Origin of the sequence: Antarctobacter sp., from assembly GCF_048262615.1 — a bacterium.
Lineage (GTDB): Bacteria > Pseudomonadota > Alphaproteobacteria > Rhodobacterales > Rhodobacteraceae > Antarctobacter.
The window spans coordinates 44,661-63,829 of sequence record NZ_JBLXFB010000005.1 but is presented as its reverse complement, the minus strand read 5'-3'; the positions used below and the strand labels follow the sequence as shown (position 1 = coordinate 63,829).

Genomic DNA, 19,169 nt, shown 5'->3' with positions numbered 1-19,169 from the left:
GGGGCGATTCTGCCGAGCCTCTGGACGATTGCGCCCGCGCGCCCTATCACCCGCCCGAAGACTTGCCCGCCGGAGGACATCCTATGTCGCGTTACGACCCCGCTGAGATCGAGCCGAAATGGCAAGCCGCCTGGGATGAGGCCGAGACGTTCAAGGCCCGCCGGAGCGGCGACAAGCCGAAATATTATGTGCTGGAAATGTTCCCCTATCCGTCGGGGCGTATCCACATCGGCCATGTGCGCAACTACACCATGGGTGACGTGATCGCCCGCTACAAGCTGTCGACCGGGCACAACGTGCTGCACCCGATGGGTTTTGACGCCTTCGGGATGCCGGCGGAAAACGCCGCGATGAAATCGGGTGGCCACCCCAAGACTTGGACCTATGACAACATCGCCACCATGGTCGGCCAGATGAAGCCGCTGGGCTTTGGCCTTGACTGGTCGCGCATGTTCGCCACCTGCGACCCGGAATACTACGGCCAGCAGCAGGCGCTGTTCCTTGATTTTCTCAAGGAAGGGTTTGTCTACCGCAAGAACGCGGTGGTGAACTGGGACCCGGTCGACATGACCGTGCTGGCCAATGAGCAGGTGATCGACGGCAAGGGCTGGCGGTCGGGCGCCGAGGTGGAACGGCGCGAGCTGACGCAGTGGTTTTTCAAGATTTCGGACATGGCGGGCGAACTTTTGGACGCCATCGACGGGCTGGATGATTGGCCTGCAAAGGTCAAGCTGATGCAGGCCAACTGGATCGGTCGGTCGCGCGGACTGGAGTTCGCGTGGGATCTGAGTACAGCTGTGCATGGCATTGAAAAGATTGACGTCTACACCACTCGTCCCGACACGCTGAAGGGTGCGTCCTTCCTTGGGGTGTCGCCGGACCATCCGCTGGTGAAAATGTTGGAAAAAGACAATCCCAAGCTGGCGGCGGCGGTGGCCGAAATGCGCAAGGGCGGCACCACGGAAGAGGCTTTGGAGAAGGCCGAGAAGCTGGGCTTTGACACTGGGTTGACCGTCAGGCACCCGCTGGACCCGTCGTGGGAACTCCCGGTCTGGGTCGCCAACTTTATCCTCATGGACTACGGCACCGGCGCGATCTTTGCCTGCCCGGCGCATGACCAGCGCGACCTCGATTTCTGCCGCAAATACGACCTGCCGGTGATCGACACCTTTGTGGCGCTCGACGATCCCAAGCCGGTCGAGGCTACCGCCTTTGTCCCGCCCAAGACCGAGAAGGTGACATGGATCGACCATTTCGCGGGCCTTGATCAGGCGACAGGCCAAGAGGCTGTCGACGCCACCATCGACTGGATGGAGGCCAGGGGCCTTGGCCGCGGCGTCGAGAAATTCCGCCTGCGCGACTGGGGGCTCAGCCGTCAGCGCTATTGGGGCTGCCCGATCCCGGTGGTGCATTGCGACACCTGCGGCGTGGTGCCGGAGAAGAAGGAAAACCTGCCCATCGCCTTGCCCGACGATGTCACATTCGACATTCCCGGCAACCCGCTGGACCGCCACCCCACGTGGCGCGACTGCGCCTGCCCGTCTTGTGGCAAGCCTGCCAAGCGTGAAACCGACACGATGGACACCTTTGTGGATTCGTCGTGGTACTTTGCCCGCTTCACCGCGCCCCATGCCGAGACGCCGACCAATCTGGATGACGCCGCCTATTGGATGAACGTCGATCAGTATATCGGCGGCATCGAACACGCGATCCTGCACCTGCTTTACTCGCGCTTTTTCGCCCGCGCGATGATTGCCACCGGCCACCTGCCGGACACCGCAAAGGAACCGTTCAACGCGCTGTTCACGCAGGGCATGGTGACCCATGCGATCTACCAGACCAAGGGCGCGGATGGCCGCCCGGTCTATCACTACCCCGAGGACGTGACGCTGGACGGCAACCGCGCCACGCTCAGAGATGGGACAGAGGTGCAGGTCATCCCCTCCGCCAAGATGTCCAAGTCCAAGAACAACGTCGTCGACCCGCAGGCCATCATCGCCACCTTCGGGGCCGATACCGCGCGCTGGTTCGTGCTGTCCGACAGCCCGCCGGAACGCGACGTCGAATGGACCGCGTCCGGGGCCGAGGCCGCGCACAAGCACCTGTCGCGCGTCTACCGGATCGCGGCGGAAATCGCCGCCTCGGATGCGCCCGAAACCAAAGAGGATGCCGCGCTCCTGAAAGAGACGCACAAAGCCATCCATGACGTCACCATGGGCGTCGAATCCTTTGGCTTCAACGCCGCCATCGCGCGGCTCTATGCCTTTACCAACGCGCTGTCGAAATCGCGCGCGGGCAAGGAGACCAAAACCTTTGCCGCGAAAGCCCTTGCCCAGCTCATGGCCCCGATGACCCCGCACCTGTCCGAGGAAATCTGGCACCTGCTGGGCGGCGAGGGGCTGATCGCCAACGCGCCCTGGCCCAAGGCGGATGAGTCGATGCTGGTCGAGGACATCGTCACCCTGCCCATTCAGGTCAACGGCAAGCGGCGCGGTGAAATCGACGTGCCCCGCGACATGCCCAAGGAAGAGGTTGAAAAGCTGGCGCTGGCACACGAAGCTGTGGTGCGGGTCCTCGACGGGGCCCAGCCGAAAAAGCTGATCGTGGTGCCGGGGCGGATCGTGAATGTCGTGGTGTAACCGAAGAACACTTCTGCTCAGCCCGCTGGCGCTTGCCGCCTGCGGGTTTACCCCGGTTTACGGGCCGCAGGGCGGCGGCACCGCCCTGCAAAACGCCGTTCTCTTGCCCAAACCGAACAATGAGGCGGCCTATTACTTCAATCGCCGCTTCGAAGAGCGGATGGGGCGCGCGGGGCCGGGCGCGCCCTACAGCCTCAGTCTGATCTTGCAGACCGACGATCAGGGCATCGGCTCGACCTCGGGCGGCAATACCACGCGCTACCGGCTGATCGGGCGGGCGTTTTTCGGTCTTGTCGACACCGGCACCGGGCAGACCCGGTTCGAAGGGCGGACAAACGCCTTTACCGGCTATTCCACCACCGGCTCTACCGTGGCCACCCGCGCGGCGGAAACCGATGCGGTGGAACGGCTGATGACCCTGCTGGCCGATCAGGTCATCGACGATCTTCTGCTGTCGGGTGTCACCCCCTCATGAAGCTGTCGCCGCGCGACGCCAACGGGTTTTTCCGCAAACCGGACCCGGCGATTGCCGGGCTGCTGATCTACGGCGAAGACGTGATGCGTGTCGCGATGAAGCGGCAAGAGACCATCAGCGCCATCACCGGACCCTCGGGCGAAGAGGAAATGCGCCTGACCCGGATGAACGGCGGCGATCTGCGCCGCGATCCGGCGCAATTGCTGGATGCGGTCAAGGCACAGGGCTTTTTTCCCGGCCCGCGCGCGGTGCTGGTCGAAGAGGCCGCCGATGGCGTGACCGAGGCGATGAAGGCGGCGCTGGCGGACTGGCGTGCGGGTGATGCGCAGATCATCGCCACCGCCGGGGCGCTGGCGGCGCGGTCCTCCCTGCGCAAGCTGTTTGAGGGCGCGAAAAACGCCTATGCGGCAGCGCTGTATAATGACCCGATGGGCCGGGCCGAGATCGAATCAGAACTGTCCCGCGCCGGTCTGAAAGCGGTTGACCAACAGGCGATGGGCGCGCTGGAACACCTCGCGCGCGATCTGACGCCGGGCGACTTTCGCCAGACCTTGGAAAAGATCGCGCTCTATAAATATCAGGACCCCACGCCGCTGACCCCCGATGAGGTGGTGCTGAACGCCCCTGCCTCTATCGAGGCGCAGATGGATGAGATTTTTCATGTGTTGGCAGAGGGCCGCACCGGCGACATTGCCCCGGTCATGCGGCGGCTGAGCGCGCAGGGCGTCGCGCCGGTGACGCTGCTGATCATGGGCACACGGCATTTCCGGACGCTGTTTGCCATCGCCTCCGCCCACGGCGGCCCGGCGCAGGGCATCGGCAAGCTGCGCCCGCCGATCTTTGGCCCGCGCCGCGACCGGATGTTGCGGCAGGCGCAGAACTGGACCGCGGCGCGGCTTGAGGGCGCGCTGACGCTGCTGATGGATACGGATCTGACGTTGCGCTCTGCCGGGCAAAAAGCGCCGCAAATGGCGTTGGTAGAGCGCGCTTTTGTGCGGCTGGCCTTTCTGGCGCGCCGCTGAGTTTTGGGAGGACAGGCATTGAGTTACACCGTTTACGGCGCGGTCCGCAGCCGCACACTCCGCGTCTTGTGGCTGCTGGAGGAACTGGGCGTGCCTTACACCCATGTCCCCGCCGGTCCGCAATCAGACGAGGTGCGCAAGATCAGCCCGCTGGGCAAGATCCCGGTGCTGGTCGAGGGCGACACCGTCCTGCGCGATTCCACGGCGATTCTGACCTATCTGGCGGACAAACACGGGGCCTTCACCTTTCCGGCGGGCACGCAGGACCGTGCGCGGCAGGACGCATGGACCTTTCGCATTCTCGATGAGGTGGAAAGCCTGCTCTGGACCGCCTCCAAGCACAGCTTTGTCCTGCCGGAGGAGGAGCGCGTGCCAGCGATCAAGGACCCGTGCCGCGCCGAATACGCCCGCAACCTGACCCGTATCATGGCAGAGGCTCAGGGGCCGTTCCTGATGGGCGACACGCCTTTGGTGCCCGACATCCTCCTGTGCCACTGTGGCGGCTGGGCACAGGCGGCCAAGTTCCCGGACGGCCCCGACAGTTTCGGCGCCTATCTCGCGACCCTGCGCGCCCGCCCTGCCTTCCAACGGGCATCGGCGCTCTAAGCACCTATACACCCGCCCCGGACCCCCAGAAACACCCGCCCCGGACCTGATCCGGGGCCTGATGTTCACCCCCCCGGAGCAAAGCCCAAAGATGAACAAAAGCTAAAACCGTCTCTGTAACCTATTGACTTTACACAGGCGGCAGTCTGTCCACACGTGGACAGCCCTATTCCTTGTCGGTCACATTCTCTTTGAACGCGGTCTCAAAAGCCGCCTGCTTGTCCGGCCCGGCCTCGGTCTGATGCTTGGCTTTCCACTCGGAAAAAGGCATCCCATAATAGATCTCGCGGGCCTCATCCTTGCCCATCTCAATGCCCTTTTCGTTCGCCGCCTCCATATACCAGCGGCTCAGGCAATTGCGGCAGAATCCGCCCAGAGTCATCAGGTCAATATTCTGCACGTCGGGGCGCTCTTCCATCAAATGCTTGCGCAGCCGACGAAAGGCCGCGGCCTCGATCTCGATGCGTGTCTGGTCGTCCATCCCGTCTCTCCTTTTCAGTCTTTTGCGGCGGCCAGCGCCTGTTCCAGCAGCGGGGCCAGCCGCGCCGCCCAATGCCTCTGGCCGGCCTCTTCTTCGATCAGATCGTTGCGGACCTCGATCAAGGTATTCTGTCGCCCCTCCCGCAGGGCATGGCGGTCAATCGCGTCGCCGGGCAGGTGGCCGGGGTAGGGCTCATTGCGCCCCACCACCAGATCGGCCTGCGCCTCCAGCAAGTCAATCAGCGGGTCCGACAACCGCGCGTCCCAGGCGGCGTGCAGCACCCCCACATGCCAGGGCCGCAGCGGACGGCCATGCAGTTGCGGCGTGAACGAATGGATCGCGACAATCGCCACATCCTCGCGCCGCGCGACCATTCTGGCCAGCGCCGCGTCGTAGGGACGATAATAGGCGTCCAGCCGGCGCGCCTTTTCGGCGGCATCCGCGTGCCGGTTGCCCGGAATGACAGAGCCGTCATACAGCTTCATCAACAGGGTCGGATCGTCCTCGCCCCGGTTCGGATCGATCACGAGGCGCGAAAAGTTGGACAGCACCACCGGCGCGTCCAGCAGCTCTCCCAGTTCAATGGACACCCCGGCGGCGCCCACATCATAGGCAATGTGGCGCGCCATGTCCGACACCGGCAATCCCAGAGAGCCGCCCAGATCGGGCGGAACCGTGTTCGCGGCGTGGTCACAGGTGATCAGGATACGGCTGGGGCGGCTTTCGCCTATGATTTCGCAGGTGGAATATGTCATGGTCTCGTCATTGCTGGCCCGCTACACATATGTCAGTTGCGCGGCGAAGGGAAATACGAGATAACGACAGCGGTGTTAGCGTTAACGCCGCAACTGCACGCGCCATCGGCCCAGCGGGGCCGCGCGCCGCCGCCACAGCCCAAAGGGCAGGGGAGACTGAGATGAAACGCGACCGCAACGTCAAGATCGTGGCCACACTGGGGCCTGCCTCCAACACCTATGAGATGATCCGGGCGTTGCACGAGGCCGGGGCGGATGTCTTTCGCCTCAATATGAGCCACGGCACCCACGAAGAGATCGAGGAACGCCACAAGATGATCCGGCAGGTCGAAAAGGATCTCGACAGCCCGATCGGCATTCTGGCCGACCTTCAGGGGCCGAAACTGCGTGTCGGTGAATTTGCCAACGGCTCCGAGGAACTGGAGTGGGGGCAGACATTCCGCCTCGATCTGGACCCGACACCGGGTGATCAGAACCGGGTGCAACTGCCCCACCCCGAGATTTTTGCCGCGCTGAACGGTGGCGCGCGTCTGTTGGTCAACGACGGCAAGATTCGCCTGCGGGTCACCGATTGCGGCAAGGATCATGCCAATTGCACGGTCGAGGCGGGCGGCACGATTTCCAACCGCAAGGGCGTGAACGTGCCCGATGTGGTGCTGCCGCTGGCCGCGCTGTCCGAAAAGGACCGGCGCGATCTGGAATTCGCCTGCGCGCTGGGCATCGACTGGCTGGCGCTGTCCTTTGTGCAGCGCGTCGAGGACGTCGAAGAGGCACGCCGGTTGGTCTGGGGCCGTGCGGCGATCATCTCGAAGATCGAAAAGCCGTCGGCGGTTGAGTGTTTCGACGAAATCCTTGCCGTCTCCGATGGGATCATGGTCGCGCGGGGCGATCTGGGCGTGGAACTGCCCGTTCAGGCCGTGCCGCCGATCCAGAAACGTCTGGTGCGCAAATGTCGCGCCGCGGCCAAGCCGGTGATCGTGGCCACGCAGATGCTGGAATCGATGATCGAATCGCCGATGCCGACGCGGGCCGAGGTTTCGGACGTGTCTGGCGCGATCTACGAGGGCACCGATGCGATCATGTTGTCGGCGGAATCAGCGGCCGGTCAGTACCCGATCGAAGCGGTTCAGACGATGAACAACGTCGCCGTCTCGGTCGAGAGCGATCCGACCTACCGCGAAGTGATCGAGGCCTCCCGTACTGCCGCCCGCAAATCAGTGGCGGACGGGATTGTGGCTGCCGCGCGCGAAATCGCCGAAACAACGGACGTCAAGGCGATCTGCTGCTTCACCTCTTCGGGCACCACGGCGGCGCTGGTGGCGCGGGAACGTCCCCGCGTGCCGATCATCGCCATGACCCCGATGCGGGGCGCGGCGCGGCGGCTGTCGCTGACCTGGGGCACGCAATGCGTGATGACGGGCGAGCTGGAGCGGTTCAAGCAGGCGGTGGTCAATGCCGCGCGGGCGGCACGCGCCGAAGGATATGCGGATGAGAACGATCAGATCGTGCTTACCGCTGGCGTGCCGTTCAACCAGCCGGGCAGCACGAACATCCTGCGGGTGGCCCCCTGTAACGAGCGTTTGATCTATTCGACCGATCCGGAATAGGTTCGGCGTCGGAAGGGGCGCTGGATGCAACCGGATGTGATGCTTGTGGCCGGGATGGGGCTGGTTGTGCTGTCGCTTCCGGCGATCCTGTCGGCCTGGGCTGACAGGCGCGCGCCACGGATCGGCACGCTCTTGCTGTTGGGCGGGGGCGGTCTGATCCTCTGGTCGGTGCGGTCCAAGGAAGGCGGCTATGCATGGGCCGACCTGCCGGATGTCTTTTACGGCGTGGTCGGGCAGATCCTGAACTGATCCGGTTGCGCCCGGTTTGACAGCCTGAGCCGTGCATCACAATGTGCCCCGACACCAAGCCCGGGCGTGGACGTCGTCGCGAAGGGCCCACGGCCCTGTCCGGTTCCGTATTGGTGGAAACAGCGATTGGAGGGCGCAATGGGTATGACCTGGGTTTTCGCAAGACGGGCAATGACGGGCCTTTTGGTGAGCCTGCCCTGTGTTGCCACGGCGGCCAGCATCACAACGGAGGCCTCCGGCATCTGCGATATCCAGCTTGCCGGTGTCATCGAAAGCGGCGACGCGGCCAAGCTGGAACAGAGCATTGCGGGGCTGGCGGTCAAGGATCAGAACATTCTGTGTCTGGACAGTCCCGGCGGATCACTCAAGGCCGCCACCGACATGGCAAGCCTTGTTCACGAAAAGGGAATCGGCACCCATGTCGGTGCGGGCGCGAGCTGCGAAAGCTCTTGCTCGATTGTCTATTTCATGGGGACGCGCATCACCGGATCAAGCAAATCGATTTCGCGCCGTTTGGCCCCCGGAGGTCGGATCGGCATCCACGCCCCCAGCCTGCAAGTCGATCCCGAGGCCGATTTCAAGGGGCGCACCGTGTCCCGCGCCTTTGACCTTGCGCTGCAAGCCGCGGGCATGGTCACAACCCTCGGCCAGAAGACTGACGCGAAGTCCGGGGACAACTGGATTCCGGTCGACGTGGTGAACCACCTTCTGACGACCCCCTTTACGGAGATGTTTCACGTTTCTGAAACCGGCGCGGCGCAGGACTGGAATATCGACGTTGCCAATCTGGAATGGCCCGCCGAGATGTCCAACGCCTATGTCTGGAACATGTGCAATTTTGGCGTCCGCGAGCGGATGGGATGGTCACATACAATCGCCACGAAAGATTTTGACGGGTTCCGGTCCGAATTGGGCACCGAACCGGTCGGACTTGGGCTGCGTCATCTTGTGGGGCAGGGCAACACCGGGGTGAGTGAACGCTTCAACGCGGTCAGTGGATACCGGGCGGGGAGCCTGCGGTTCGGCTGCGTCATAGATGTGGCCTTTTCCGTCGTCGAACGCGCCGACTATACCGTTTCGGCCTGTGTGACGGCGGTGGGTGACGCGACGGTTCCCCAAAGGATTGTCTGCGACAATCCCAATGACCGGGTTGTGATCGGTACATCGCTTGCCGGGTTCGCCCCCGACGTCGCGCTGGACGATCTGGATGTCGCGGCTGCCGAGATGCGTCAAAGCGGTATGCCGTCCCGCTGAGCGCGGGCGTGTGCCTGAGCCATGGGGCCGGGTGCTGGCGGCAATCTTTCTATTGTCAATCGGGCCGGGGGGCCCTATAGCACGCCCTCCAACCGCGCGTCCGGCCTCAAGAGGCATGCCGAGTCGCGCTAAAAAACGGAGATCGAAATGCCCAAGATGAAGACGAAATCGAGCGCCAAAAAGCGCTTTAAGGTGACAGCCACCGGCAAGGTGCTGACGGCGCAGGCCGGCAAGCGCCACGGTATGATCAAGCGCACCAAGAAATTCATCCGCGACGCCCGCGGCACCACAACCATGAGCAAGCCTGACGCCAAGATCGTCAAGCAGTTCATGCCCTACGACCGCTGAGAGGAGACTGAGAGATGCCCCGTACCAAAGGCGGAACCGTCACCCACGCGCGTCACAAGAAGGTCATTGACCAGGCGAAAGGCTATTACGGTCGCCGCAAGAACACCTTCAAGGTGGCAGCGCAGGCCGTCGACAAGGCCAACCAGTACAAGACCCGCGACCGCAAGAACCGCAAGCGCAACTTCCGCGCCCTGTGGATCCAGCGGATCAACGCCGCTGTGCGTGCTCATGACGAATCGCTGACATACTCGCGCTTTATCAACGGTCTGACGCTGGCCGGGATCGAAGTGGACCGCAAGGTTCTGGCCGATCTGGCCGTGCACGAACCCGCAGCCTTTGCCGCGATCGTGGATCAGGCGAAAGGTGCTCTGCCGGCATAAGCCGCAGAGACCCGACACACAGTTTGAAGGCCCGGACGTCAGCGTCCGGGCCTTTTTTGTTTCGTGTCGGGCAGAGACCGGCGGACCCGGCAAGCGGATGCCGGATGTCGAACAGGGCGTCGATCTGATTGGTGCTGTCGACGTGGGGCCGGGGGTGTCCGGGTTTGGCCGGTCATCTGGGGGCGCTCTCCCGGCGACGGGGCCGATGCATCGGCCCGCGTGACCGTCCTCGCCCGGCTGGCGGGCTATGATCCCGCCCCCGAACTCATCAAACCTTGCGGGACTGGACAACAAGTTTAGCGCCGGGGGTCCTTTGGGTGTACCCTTGCCCATCTGCCATTTCAGATCCCGCTTCGGCGGACTTTTTCATACATACCTTGCAAGGAGACCACGCCATGACGATCGTCTATCAATCATCAAATGCCTCCAGCCTCGTGACCGTGACCAACGGCGACGACCTTGTTGTACGGTCCCCCTTTGATATCTACGTCTCCGGCACCGCCGTGACCCTGGCCAGCGGCTCTTCCCGTACGGGTCTGATCAACCAGGGCGACATCTTTGGCATTCTTGCGCTGAACGTAAATTCCGACGGGGCGCGGATCGTAAACGAGGGGTCCATTCATGGCGTGACCGAAGACGCCATTGACCTTGGTGGCGGCACCGGGCGGGTCGAGATCACCAATCTTGGCACGATCACCGCAGACGCACATCTGATCGACACGTCCGAAGCCAGCGGGGATATCACGCTTCATTTTGTCAATCACGGCACCGCCAGCGCCGACTACGACATCATCAACACGGGGTTCTTTTCCACCGACCCGGTCAACCTGCGCGTCGCCTATGTCGAGAACACCGGACTGATGCGGGGCGCGGCGCTGGACCTGGACGCGACCTTTAATTCCGTCCTGCGCAACACCGGCACCATCCAGACCCGGCAGATCGATCTCCGGACGACATTTACGTCCAGCATCTACAACTCGGGCGTCATCACCTCGATGGACTCGCCAAATGTCATCCTGCTGGCGGGTGCCAGAAATACCGACATCCGGGGCGGCGATGCCGGCGTGGTCTTTGCGAACTCGGGACAGGTCTTCGGCAGATTCAACGGCGGCTCGGGCGCGGACAGATACGAGGGGATCGGCGCGGGCTTTGTGAACGAGGGGGTCCATGGCAATGTAGGCAACGATACCTTCTCTGGCGGCAGCCTCGCCGATCTTCTGGACGGCGGCGACGATCAGGACATTCTGGTGGGGCGTGGCGGTGACGACACCCTGCTGGGCGGGGCCGGTTTCGACACCCTGATCGGCGGCGACGGCAACGATTCCATCGACGGTGGCAACAACAACGACAAGCTTTTGGGCAACGATGGTGACGACACCATGCTGGGCGGTTTCGGAAACGACGTATTGGTCGGACATGCCGGAGCGGACTCGCTCGACGGGGGCGCGGGCAACGATACCCTGGACGGCGGCGCGGGCAATGACATCCTTGAAGGGGGCGACGACAATGATGTCCTGCGCGGCGGCGACGGCGCTGATGAGCTTTCCGGGGGGCTGGGGCTCGATTTCTATACCGGAGGCGCGGATGACGACATTTTCATTTTCCGCACCACTGCCCATGCCGGGATCGGCGCGACGCGGGATCAGATTCTGGATTTCGAACAGAACGTCGATCTGATCAACGTGGTCGCGATGGTTCCGGGCGTGTTCGAGTTCCGTGGCACCGCCGGCTTTGCGCCGTCGGGCAATCCCGAACTGCGCCTGCTGGAGACCGCGACCGGATCGACCATCGTACAGTTCGATACCAATGGCGACGGGGTGGCGGACGCCGAGATCCGGGTGGCGGGTGTCGTCGGTCTGACGGCGGATGATTTCGCATTGTGACCACAGGCAAGCCGCTTTCCATTTGTGGCCCGACCTGTTCTGATTGGCGGGTCTCACACAGGGAAGCGTGCCTTGACCAACGACGACCCGTTCCGCCATCACCCGAACCTGCGCCCGCTGATCACCCCGCGCGCGCAGTCGTTCTTTGCGGATTTCCACGCCGAAAAGGTGCGCGCCATGCTGCGCGAGCGGGGGCTGGATGCCGACTGGATCAGCCCCGATGCCGAACGTGAGGCGGACCGCGCCCGCGTCATGGCGGGGCGCATGGACCGCGATCTGTGGGTCTTTGGCTACGGCTCCTTGATGTGGGACCCGGCGGTGCGCTTTGCCGAGGTGCGCCGTGCCTGGGCCCCCGATGTCGCCCGGCGGTTCATCCTCTGCGACACCAAGGGTGGGCGCGGAACGGTAGACATGCCGGGCCTGATGGCGGCACTGGACGCGGGGGATGGCTGTCACGGGCTGGTCTTTCGGCTGGCCGCCGAGGATCTGGAGGCGGAGACCTACAGTCTTTGGGCGCGCGAACGTATCGGTCAGGCCTATCACGCGGAATTCCTGCGCGCCGAGACCGCGTTTGGCGAGGTGGAGGCGCTGGCGTTCATGGCCAACCATGCCGCCGACAATATCCAGCCGGATCTGACCCATGAACAGCAGGTGACGATGCTGGCCAAGGGAACTGGCTTTCTGGGCAGCAGTCTGGCCTATGTCGAAAACCTTGCCGAACATCTGGACACGCTGCGGATCGAGGATGCCGAGGTGATGTGCCTGCTGACAGAGGCACGGGCCCGCGCCAACACCTGACACCGCCTGCGCGGCATTCAAACGGTTGCAAAGCGGGCGGGGCAGGGCTAACCCCACGCGGGCAAGCCTGAGGGACGTGACATGGACGATCTGCGCGAAAAATACATCACCCTGATTGCCGAAGCGGGCGACGAAAGCGCGCTGGAGGACCTGCGCGTTACCGCCGTGGGCAAGAAGGGCGAGATCAGCCTCAAGATGCGCGAACTGGGCAAGATGAGCCCGGAAGAACGGCAAGTGGCCGGTCCCGCGCTGAACAAGCTCAAGGATGAGATCAACTCGGCTCTGGCGGCCAAGAAGGCGGCGCTCGCCGATGTGGCGCTGGAAGAGCGGCTGCGCACCGAATGGCTGGACGTGACCCTGCCGGTTCGGGCGCAGCGTCGCGGCACGATCCACCCGGTCAGTCAGGTCATGGATGAAGTCTCTGCCATCTTTGCCGACATGGGCTTTGCCGTCGCCGAAGGGCCGCAGATCGACAGCGACTGGTACAACTTCGACGCGCTGAACATCCCGTCGCATCACCCCGCGCGGGCCGAGATGGACACGTTTTACATGCACCGCGCCGAGGGCGACAATCGCCCGCCGCACGTGCTGCGCACCCATACTTCACCGGTGCAGATCCGGCATATGGAAAAACACGGCGCGCCCTGCCGGATCATCGCGCCGGGCCGCGTCTATCGCGCCGACTATGACCAGACCCATACCCCGATGTTCCATCAGGTCGAGGGACTGGCCATCGACAAACATATCTCGATGGCGAACCTGAAATGGGTTCTGGAAGAGTTCTTTTCCGCGTTCTTTGAGATCGACGGCATCAAGACCCGTTTCCGCGCCTCGCATTTTCCCTTCACCGAACCGTCGGCGGAGGTCGATATTCAGTGCTCGTGGGACAACGGCCAGTTGAAGATCGGCGAAGGCGACGGCTGGCTAGAGGTTCTGGGCTCTGGCATGGTCCACCCCAAGGTGCTGTCGGCGGCGGGTGTGGACCCGAATGAATGGCAGGGCTTTGCCTTTGGCATGGGGATCGACCGGATCGCGATGCTGAAATACGGCATCCCCGATCTGCGCGCGTTCTTTGACTCAGACTTACGCTGGCTGCGGCACTACGGGTTTGCATCGCTGGATGTGCCGACGCTGCATGGTGGGTTGAGCAGGTAAGGAACGGAAAGCGCGGGGAAACTCGCGCTTTGACGGGTCGCAATCCATTTTTGGGTGTCAGACCCGAGCGCGCGCGCGAGGCGGGCCTTGCCCGTGTACAGGTCGTAAATTCCGTTCTGTCCACACATCCCAATCCATGCCACTCTCCGCCTAACATCAACCCACGGAGATCTGCCATGTTCCGCGCCCTGACCCTTGCTGCCCTGCTTGCCACCCCCGCCCTTGCCGATGAGGTCTGGGACAGCGACATCGGGGCCTTTGTCTATGAGGCGGAAACCGACGGCGCGGCGGTGTTCTCCTTCCGCAACTTCGACGGCTATCAGGCCACACTGGTGATTCCCGGCCTTGCGGGGAACTTTGACAATCGCGGCGTGCATGAGGCGTTCTGGATCGGCAAGGGGCCGGGGTATTGCCTTGGCTCCATGTCCTACAATGCGCAGTCCGGCAACCAGTGGGGGCGGGCGCTGTTGCAGTTCGACAAACCCAACTACCCGACCTCTTTCACGCTATTGATGGGCGATTGTTTTGACCCGCTCAGCTATTCGGTCCGCGCCATCATCCGCTGAACCGGACGACAGACAAAGCGAGGTTCCGAACATGCCGCTGTTTTCCCACGAGAACCGCGAGCGCAGCGCAGAGTCGCGCCGCGTCTTCGCGGCTTTCGAGATCGCCTATACCATCGTCGATTTCATCGCCGCCTTCTGCTTTCTGATCGGGTCGGTCCTGTTCTTCTGGCCGGTGTGGGAAACGGTGGCGATTTGGTTCTTTGTCGTCGGGTCGGCCTGTTTCGCGCTCAAGCCCACCCTGCGTCTGGTGCGTGAATTGAAACTCGCAGCCATGGGCGACACCAAGGACCTGGCAGAGCGGTTTCGCGACTGAGCGCGCGCGCCTCTTTTCACCCACGGGCCGATCCGCTAAGCACGCGCCAACAGACGCATAGGCGGGGCACGATCCGATGAAATTCACCTTCTCCTGGCTCAAAGAGCACCTCGACACCACAGCCTCGGTTGATGAGATCGCCGAGGCATTGACCGATCTGGGGCTTGAGGTCGAAGAGGTCGTGGACCCGGCCAAGGCGCTATCCGCTTTTACACTGGCCAAGGTGCAAGAGGCCGAACAACATCCCGACGCCGACCGCCTGCGCGTCTGCAAGGTCGAGACCGATGAGGGCATGAAACAGATCGTCTGCGGCGCGCCCAATGCGCGGGCGGGCATCACCGTGGTTCTGGCCAAACCGGGCGACTATGTCCCCGGTCTGGATGCGACCCTGTCGGTGGGCAACATCCGCGGGGTCGAGAGCCACGGCATGATGGCCTCTATGCGCGAGCTGGAGCTGGGTGAGGATCACGACGGCATCATCGAACTGGCCTCGGGCGAGGTGGGGCAAAAATTCACCGACTGGCTGGCGCAGAACGATCCCTCCAAGGTCGATCCGGTGATCGAGATTGCCATCACGCCCAACCGTCAGGATGCGCTGGGCATCCACGGTATCGCGCGCGATCTGGCGGCGCGGGGGCTGGGCACGCTGAAACCGTTGAAGGTCGAGCAGGTCAAGGGTAGCTTTCCTTGTCCGATTTCTGTCACCATCGACGCCGACACGGCGGGTGAGGGCGGCTGTCACGTCTTCGCCGGGCGGCTGATCAAGGGCGTCAAGAACGGGCCAAGCCCGCAGTGGTTGCAGGACCGACTGCGCGCCATCGGGTTGCGCCCCATTTCGGCGCTGGTGGATGTGACCAACTTCTTCACCTTTGACCGCAACCGCCCCTTGCACGTCTTTGACGCGGACAAGGTCAAGGGCGGCGCGCTGCGCATTCACCGCGCCAAGGGTGGTCAGACGCTGGTCGGGCTGGATGAGAAGGAATACGCCTTCTCCGACGGGCAGGTTGTGATCTCGGACGCGGAGGGCATCGAATCCATCGGGGGCATCATGGGGGGACTGGCGACCGGCTGTACCGAGGAGACGGTCAACGTCTTCCTTGAGGCCGCCGTCTGGGACCGCATCCAGATCGCCCACACGGGCCGCGCGCTCAAGATCAATTCGGACGCGCGCTATCGCAACGAACGCGGCATCGACCCGGCCTACAACATGCAGGCGATGGAAGACGCGGCGCAGATGATCCTCGATCTCTGCGGCGGTGAGGTCTCCGAGGTTGTCGTCGCGGGCGAAGTGCCGGACACGGACCGCGCCTACAAGCTGGACACGGACCGCGTTGTGTCGCTGGTCGGCATGGAGATCCCCGCCGCAATCCAGCGCGCCACGCTGGAGGCGCTGGGCTTTCGCATGGAGGGCGACTTGGCGCATGTGCCGTCGTGGCGTCCCGACGTGATGGGAGAGGCCGATCTGGTCGAAGAGGTGGCGCGCATCGCCTCACTGACCAAGTTGAAGGGCACGCCGCTGCCGCGCCTGTCCGAAGGGGTGGTGCGTCCCGTTCTGTCGCCCTCGCAGGTGCGAGAGCGCAACGCGCGCCGCACCGTGGCGGCGCTGGGCTACAACGAATGCGTCACCTACAGCTTTGTCGATCAGGCCGCAGCGGCGCTGTTCGGGGGGGGCGACGATGCGCACATGCTCGCCAACCCGATCAGCTCGGAGATGAGCCATATGCGGCCCTCGCTGTTGCCGGGATTGTTGCAGGCGGCGGCGCGCAATCAGGCGCGCGGCTTTGCCGATGTGGCGCTGTTCGAGGTCGGCCACGTGTTCGACGGCGGTGAGCCGGGGGAACAGCACGTGCAGGTTGCCGGTGTGCTGGTGGGCCGGACCGGGCCGAAGGACGTACACGGTGCCGCGCGCGCCGTGGATCTGTTCGATGCCAAGGCGGATGCCGAAGCGGTTCTGGCGGCCATCGGCGCGCCCGCCAAGATGCAGATCCTGCGCGGCGGTGAAGGCTGGTGGCATCCGGGACGGCATGGCCGGTTCTGTCTTGGCCCCAAGAAAACGCTGGGCGTCTTTGGCGAATTGCACCCCAAGGTGCTGGACGCACTGGACATCAAGGGGCCGGCCGTGGGCTTTGTGATCTGGCCGGAACAGGTGCCGATGCCGCGTAAATCCGGCGCGACACGGGCGGCGCTGGTGCTGAACGACCTTCAGGCGGTCGAGCGTGACTTTGCCTTTGTGGTGGACGCAGAGGTCGAAGCACTGACGCTGGTCAACGCGGCGGCTGGGGCGGACAAGGCCCTGATCGACGATGTGCGTGTGTTCGATGAGTTCATCGGCGGCAGTCTGGGCGAGGGCAAGAAATCCCTTGCCATCACCGTGCGCCTGCAACCGACCGACAAGACCCTGAAGGAAAAGGACATCGAGGCGATCTCTGCCAAGATTGTCGATAAGGTGAGCAAGGCCACCGGCGGCACTCTGCGCGGGTGATCCTTGCAGGGCGGTGGCCGTCCTGCGCCTTGGTGTCGGGGTGGCGGGGTAAACCCCGCCCTACACCCGAATCAGGCGTTCACGTTGCCCATCCCCACGCCCCAGTCCGGGGCTTTGCGTCTGTTGGTTTGACCGGGTTTGGTCAGGCTGAAGTTGCGTCCAGGGCGGCCCGCGCCTTGGTGCCTGCGACCCGTTTCCCGTAAGATCAAAAAACGGGGCACAAAATGGTCAGGGCCCCGCCGGATGGCGAGGCCCTGTCAGATGCTTGTGCCGGGGCGTCTCAGGCCAGCAGGCGGCGCGCGATGACCTGCGCCTGAATTTCGGCCGCGCCCTCAAAGATGTTCAGGATGCGCGCGTCGCAGAGAATGCGGCTGATGCTGTATTCCAGCGCAAAACCGTTGCCGCCGTGGATCTGCAAGGCGTTGTCCGCATTGGCCCATGCGACGCGGGCCCCCAGCAGCTTGGCCATGCCAGCCTCAAGGTCGCAGCGGCGGCCTTCGTCCTTTTCGCGGGCCGAAAAGTAGGTCAGCTGGCGCGCAATCATGATTTCCACCGCCATCATCGCCAGCTTGCCCGACACGCGGGGAAAGGCGATCAGCGATTTGCCAAACTGCTTGCGGTCGAGGGCGTATTGCATGCCCACGTCCAGCGCCGATTGCGCCACGCCGATGGCGCGGGCGGCGGTCTGGATGCGGGCGCTCTCGAACGTTTCCATCAACTGCTTGAAACCGTTGCCTTCTTCGCCGCCCAGCAGGTTCTCTCCCTTGACCTTGAAGTTGTCGAAGCCGAGTTCGTATTCCTTCATGCCGCGATAACCCAGCACCTCGATCTCACCACCGGTCATGCCTTCGGTCGGGAACGGGTCCGCGTCCGTGCCGGGGGTCTTTTCCGCGATGAACATCGACAGACCCTTGTAGTTGTCGGTCGAGGTGTCGGTGCGCGCCAGCAGCGTCATGATGTGGGTGCGGGCGGCATGGGTGATCCAGGTCTTGTTGCCGGTGACGCGGTAATCGCCGTTCTCGTCCTTGACCGCGCGGGTCCGCAGGCTGCCAAGGTCCGATCCGGTGTTCGGCTCGGTAAAGACGGCCGTCGGCAGGGTTTCACCGCTGGCCAGACGGGGCAGCCATTTTTCCTTTTGCGCCTGCGTGCCGCCCGCGATCACCAGTTCGGCGGCGATTTCGGACCGGGTGCCCAGCGAGCCCACGCCGATATAACCGCGCGACAGTTCCTCGGAGACAACGCACATTGACGCCTTGGACAGGCCCAGACCGCCGAATTCCTCCGGGATGGTCAGGCCGAAGACCCCCATTTCGGACAGTTCCTCGATGATTTCCATCGGGATCAACTCGTCCTTGAGGTGCCATTCGTGGGCAAACGGCTCGACCTTTTCGACCGCGTAGCGGCGGAACTGGTCGCGGATCATCTCCAGCTCTTCGTCCAGACCGGTGCGCCCGACAGTCACCTCGGCGCGACGCTCCTCCATCAACTCGACAAGGCGGGCGCGGGCACCGGGGTTGTTGCCCTCCTGCATGAGATGCTCGACCTCGGCGGTCAGCATGAGCCGTCGTTCGTCCTGATTGAGACCCATGTCGGCAAGGCGCACGATCTCGCCCTGGTTCATCTGGATGCCGCCGTGGATCTGCGACAGGTATTCGCCAAAGGCGATCTGGTGCAGCAGTTGTTCGACCTCGCCGAAGGTGCCTTCGCTGTCCAGCGTCGTGGCCCAATGCTGCATCTGCCGCAGCGATTCGACATACGTGGCCAGCCACGCCAGCCCGTGCGCGGCGAACTGATGCTGTTCGACCAGCGCGCCGGACACGCGGCCGTCGACCACCACCATTTCACGCACATGGCCGCGCGCGGTTTCAAGGATCGCCTCGACCGGGGCCACAGACGCGCCGGTAAGTGTCAGAAGATCGGGCAGAATTACCCCGTCCAAAGTCAGATCTTGGCCATCATGCGCCATGAAATCAGGTCCTCTCGTGTTGCGCTGGCCCTGTCGGGGTGGTCCGGGCATGGCCAACGCGCATCTCTTTTTTCCGTGCGGCATATCCGGGGAGCCCCCCAAGTCCGCTGTCCCGTTGGTCCTAGCTACTTTGCAGGTGCAGCGCAACAAAAATACGTTGAACGCATCAACGGTGATCATTTATTGCGCA

18 protein-coding genes are annotated in these 19,169 nt (G+C 63.6%); 15 read left to right on the top strand and 3 right to left on the bottom strand.

The window, feature by feature from the left end; translation table 11 throughout:
* Nucleotides 1–83 precede the first annotated feature (83 nt).
* Genes leuS through ACN0S5_RS07325 form a run of 4 tightly spaced genes read left to right on the top strand, consistent with a single transcriptional unit; the run spans nucleotide 84 to nucleotide 4,742 of the window.
* Complete coding sequence (leuS, locus tag ACN0S5_RS07340) at nucleotides 84–2,639, top strand: leucine--tRNA ligase (protein ID WP_417207447.1); 2,556 nt, start codon at nucleotides 84–86, stop codon at nucleotides 2,637–2,639.
* Nucleotides 2,626–3,114 carry an LPS assembly lipoprotein LptE gene (gene lptE, locus ACN0S5_RS07335; RefSeq protein WP_417207445.1) on the top strand — a complete coding sequence of 163 codons (489 nt, stop codon included), beginning with the start codon at nucleotides 2,626–2,628 and terminating at the stop codon, nucleotides 3,112–3,114. The genes leuS and lptE overlap by 14 nt, the downstream gene beginning before the upstream one ends.
* Nucleotides 3,111–4,136: a DNA polymerase III subunit delta gene (holA, locus tag ACN0S5_RS07330; protein ID WP_417207443.1), complete on the top strand. Its 1,026-nt coding sequence runs from the start codon at nucleotides 3,111–3,113 to the stop codon at nucleotides 4,134–4,136. The genes lptE and holA overlap by 4 nt, the downstream gene beginning before the upstream one ends.
* Nucleotides 4,137–4,154: 18 nt before the next feature.
* Nucleotides 4,155–4,742 (top strand): glutathione S-transferase family protein, encoded by a 588-nt coding sequence (locus ACN0S5_RS07325; RefSeq protein ID WP_417207441.1) that lies wholly within the window; start codon nucleotides 4,155–4,157, stop codon nucleotides 4,740–4,742.
* A gap of 166 nt (nucleotides 4,743–4,908) precedes the next feature.
* On the opposite strand, the gene ACN0S5_RS07320 is transcribed toward ACN0S5_RS07325, so the two are convergent.
* A complete protein-coding gene (locus ACN0S5_RS07320) occupies nucleotides 4,909–5,223 on the bottom strand; it encodes a DUF1244 domain-containing protein (protein ID WP_417207439.1) in 315 nt (104 codons plus the stop codon).
* 14 nt (nucleotides 5,224–5,237) lie between these two features.
* Nucleotides 5,238–5,978 (bottom strand): N-formylglutamate amidohydrolase, encoded by a 741-nt coding sequence (locus tag ACN0S5_RS07315; protein WP_417207437.1) that lies wholly within the window; start codon nucleotides 5,976–5,978, stop codon nucleotides 5,238–5,240.
* A gap of 161 nt (nucleotides 5,979–6,139) precedes the next feature.
* On the opposite strand from ACN0S5_RS07315, the gene pyk reads away from it, so the two are divergent.
* The 11 genes from pyk to pheT all read left to right on the top strand — a co-directional run bounded on the left by pyk (nucleotide 6,140) and on the right by pheT (nucleotide 17,013).
* Nucleotides 6,140–7,585, top strand: coding sequence for a pyruvate kinase (gene pyk, locus ACN0S5_RS07310; protein WP_417207435.1), 1,446 nt, complete (start codon nucleotides 6,140–6,142; stop codon nucleotides 7,583–7,585).
* Between the two features lie 24 nt (nucleotides 7,586–7,609).
* On the top strand, nucleotides 7,610–7,834 hold the full coding sequence (locus tag ACN0S5_RS07305) for a hypothetical protein (protein ID WP_417207432.1): 225 nt from the start codon (nucleotides 7,610–7,612) through the stop codon (nucleotides 7,832–7,834).
* Between the two features lie 171 nt (nucleotides 7,835–8,005).
* Complete coding sequence (locus ACN0S5_RS07300; RefSeq protein WP_417207430.1) at nucleotides 8,006–9,088, top strand: hypothetical protein; 1,083 nt, start codon at nucleotides 8,006–8,008, stop codon at nucleotides 9,086–9,088.
* A gap of 147 nt (nucleotides 9,089–9,235) precedes the next feature.
* Entirely contained in the window at nucleotides 9,236–9,436 is a 201-nt protein-coding gene (gene rpmI, locus ACN0S5_RS07295) for a 50S ribosomal protein L35 (protein WP_089279946.1), read from the top strand.
* A gap of 14 nt (nucleotides 9,437–9,450) precedes the next feature.
* Complete coding sequence (gene rplT, locus ACN0S5_RS07290) at nucleotides 9,451–9,816, top strand: 50S ribosomal protein L20 (RefSeq protein ID WP_089279945.1); 366 nt, start codon at nucleotides 9,451–9,453, stop codon at nucleotides 9,814–9,816.
* A 395-nt stretch (nucleotides 9,817–10,211) separates the two neighbouring features.
* Entirely contained in the window at nucleotides 10,212–11,699 is a 1,488-nt protein-coding gene (locus tag ACN0S5_RS07285) for a calcium-binding protein (RefSeq protein WP_417207428.1), read from the top strand.
* Nucleotides 11,700–11,771: 72 nt separating this feature from the next.
* Nucleotides 11,772–12,497 carry a gamma-glutamylcyclotransferase gene (locus tag ACN0S5_RS07280; protein ID WP_417207426.1) on the top strand — a complete coding sequence of 242 codons (726 nt, stop codon included), beginning with the start codon at nucleotides 11,772–11,774 and terminating at the stop codon, nucleotides 12,495–12,497.
* An 81-nt stretch (nucleotides 12,498–12,578) separates the two neighbouring features.
* The gene (pheS, locus tag ACN0S5_RS07275; protein ID WP_323769745.1) at nucleotides 12,579–13,652 is read left to right on the top strand and encodes a phenylalanine--tRNA ligase subunit alpha; all 1,074 of its coding nucleotides are present in this window, start codon (nucleotides 12,579–12,581) and stop codon (nucleotides 13,650–13,652) included.
* Between the two features lie 176 nt (nucleotides 13,653–13,828).
* Entirely contained in the window at nucleotides 13,829–14,218 is a 390-nt protein-coding gene (locus ACN0S5_RS07270; RefSeq protein ID WP_323769746.1) for a hypothetical protein, read from the top strand.
* Between the two features lie 31 nt (nucleotides 14,219–14,249).
* The gene (locus ACN0S5_RS07265) at nucleotides 14,250–14,531 is read left to right on the top strand and encodes a YrhK family protein (RefSeq protein ID WP_417207423.1); all 282 of its coding nucleotides are present in this window, start codon (nucleotides 14,250–14,252) and stop codon (nucleotides 14,529–14,531) included.
* Between the two features lie 76 nt (nucleotides 14,532–14,607).
* Nucleotides 14,608–17,013 carry a phenylalanine--tRNA ligase subunit beta gene (gene pheT / locus ACN0S5_RS07260; protein ID WP_417207421.1) on the top strand — a complete coding sequence of 802 codons (2,406 nt, stop codon included), beginning with the start codon at nucleotides 14,608–14,610 and terminating at the stop codon, nucleotides 17,011–17,013.
* Nucleotides 17,014–17,293: 280 nt separating this feature from the next.
* On the opposite strand, the gene ACN0S5_RS07255 is transcribed toward pheT, so the two are convergent.
* Nucleotides 17,294–18,979, bottom strand: coding sequence for an acyl-CoA dehydrogenase family protein (locus ACN0S5_RS07255; RefSeq protein WP_417207419.1), 1,686 nt, complete (start codon nucleotides 18,977–18,979; stop codon nucleotides 17,294–17,296).
* Between the last annotated feature and the right edge of the window lie 190 nt (nucleotides 18,980–19,169).

What these genes read in the sequence shown, in the direction of transcription:
- pyk (WP_417207435.1), top strand. Translation starts at nt 6,140, where the DNA reads ATGAAACGCGACCGCAACGTCAAGATCGTGGCCACACTGGGGCCTGCC.
- lptE (WP_417207445.1), top strand. Translation starts at nt 2,626, where the DNA reads ATGTCGTGGTGTAACCGAAGAACACTTCTGCTCAGCCCGCTGGCGCTT.
- rplT (WP_089279945.1), top strand. Translation starts at nt 9,451, where the DNA reads ATGCCCCGTACCAAAGGCGGAACCGTCACCCACGCGCGTCACAAGAAG.
- ACN0S5_RS07305 (WP_417207432.1), top strand. Translation starts at nt 7,610, where the DNA reads ATGCAACCGGATGTGATGCTTGTGGCCGGGATGGGGCTGGTTGTGCTG.
- leuS (WP_417207447.1), top strand. Translation starts at nt 84, where the DNA reads ATGTCGCGTTACGACCCCGCTGAGATCGAGCCGAAATGGCAAGCCGCC.
- rpmI (WP_089279946.1), top strand. Translation starts at nt 9,236, where the DNA reads ATGCCCAAGATGAAGACGAAATCGAGCGCCAAAAAGCGCTTTAAGGTG.
- ACN0S5_RS07315 (WP_417207437.1), bottom strand. Translation starts at nt 5,978, where the DNA reads ATGACATATTCCACCTGCGAAATCATAGGCGAAAGCCGCCCCAGCCGT.
- ACN0S5_RS07285 (WP_417207428.1), top strand. Translation starts at nt 10,212, where the DNA reads ATGACGATCGTCTATCAATCATCAAATGCCTCCAGCCTCGTGACCGTG.
- ACN0S5_RS07320 (WP_417207439.1), bottom strand. Translation starts at nt 5,223, where the DNA reads ATGGACGACCAGACACGCATCGAGATCGAGGCCGCGGCCTTTCGTCGG.
- ACN0S5_RS07265 (WP_417207423.1), top strand. Translation starts at nt 14,250, where the DNA reads ATGCCGCTGTTTTCCCACGAGAACCGCGAGCGCAGCGCAGAGTCGCGC.
- pheS (WP_323769745.1), top strand. Translation starts at nt 12,579, where the DNA reads ATGGACGATCTGCGCGAAAAATACATCACCCTGATTGCCGAAGCGGGC.
- ACN0S5_RS07270 (WP_323769746.1), top strand. Translation starts at nt 13,829, where the DNA reads ATGTTCCGCGCCCTGACCCTTGCTGCCCTGCTTGCCACCCCCGCCCTT.
- ACN0S5_RS07300 (WP_417207430.1), top strand. Translation starts at nt 8,006, where the DNA reads ATGACGGGCCTTTTGGTGAGCCTGCCCTGTGTTGCCACGGCGGCCAGC.
- holA (WP_417207443.1), top strand. Translation starts at nt 3,111, where the DNA reads ATGAAGCTGTCGCCGCGCGACGCCAACGGGTTTTTCCGCAAACCGGAC.
- ACN0S5_RS07255 (WP_417207419.1), bottom strand. Translation starts at nt 18,979, where the DNA reads ATGGCGCATGATGGCCAAGATCTGACTTTGGACGGGGTAATTCTGCCC.
- pheT (WP_417207421.1), top strand. Translation starts at nt 14,608, where the DNA reads ATGAAATTCACCTTCTCCTGGCTCAAAGAGCACCTCGACACCACAGCC.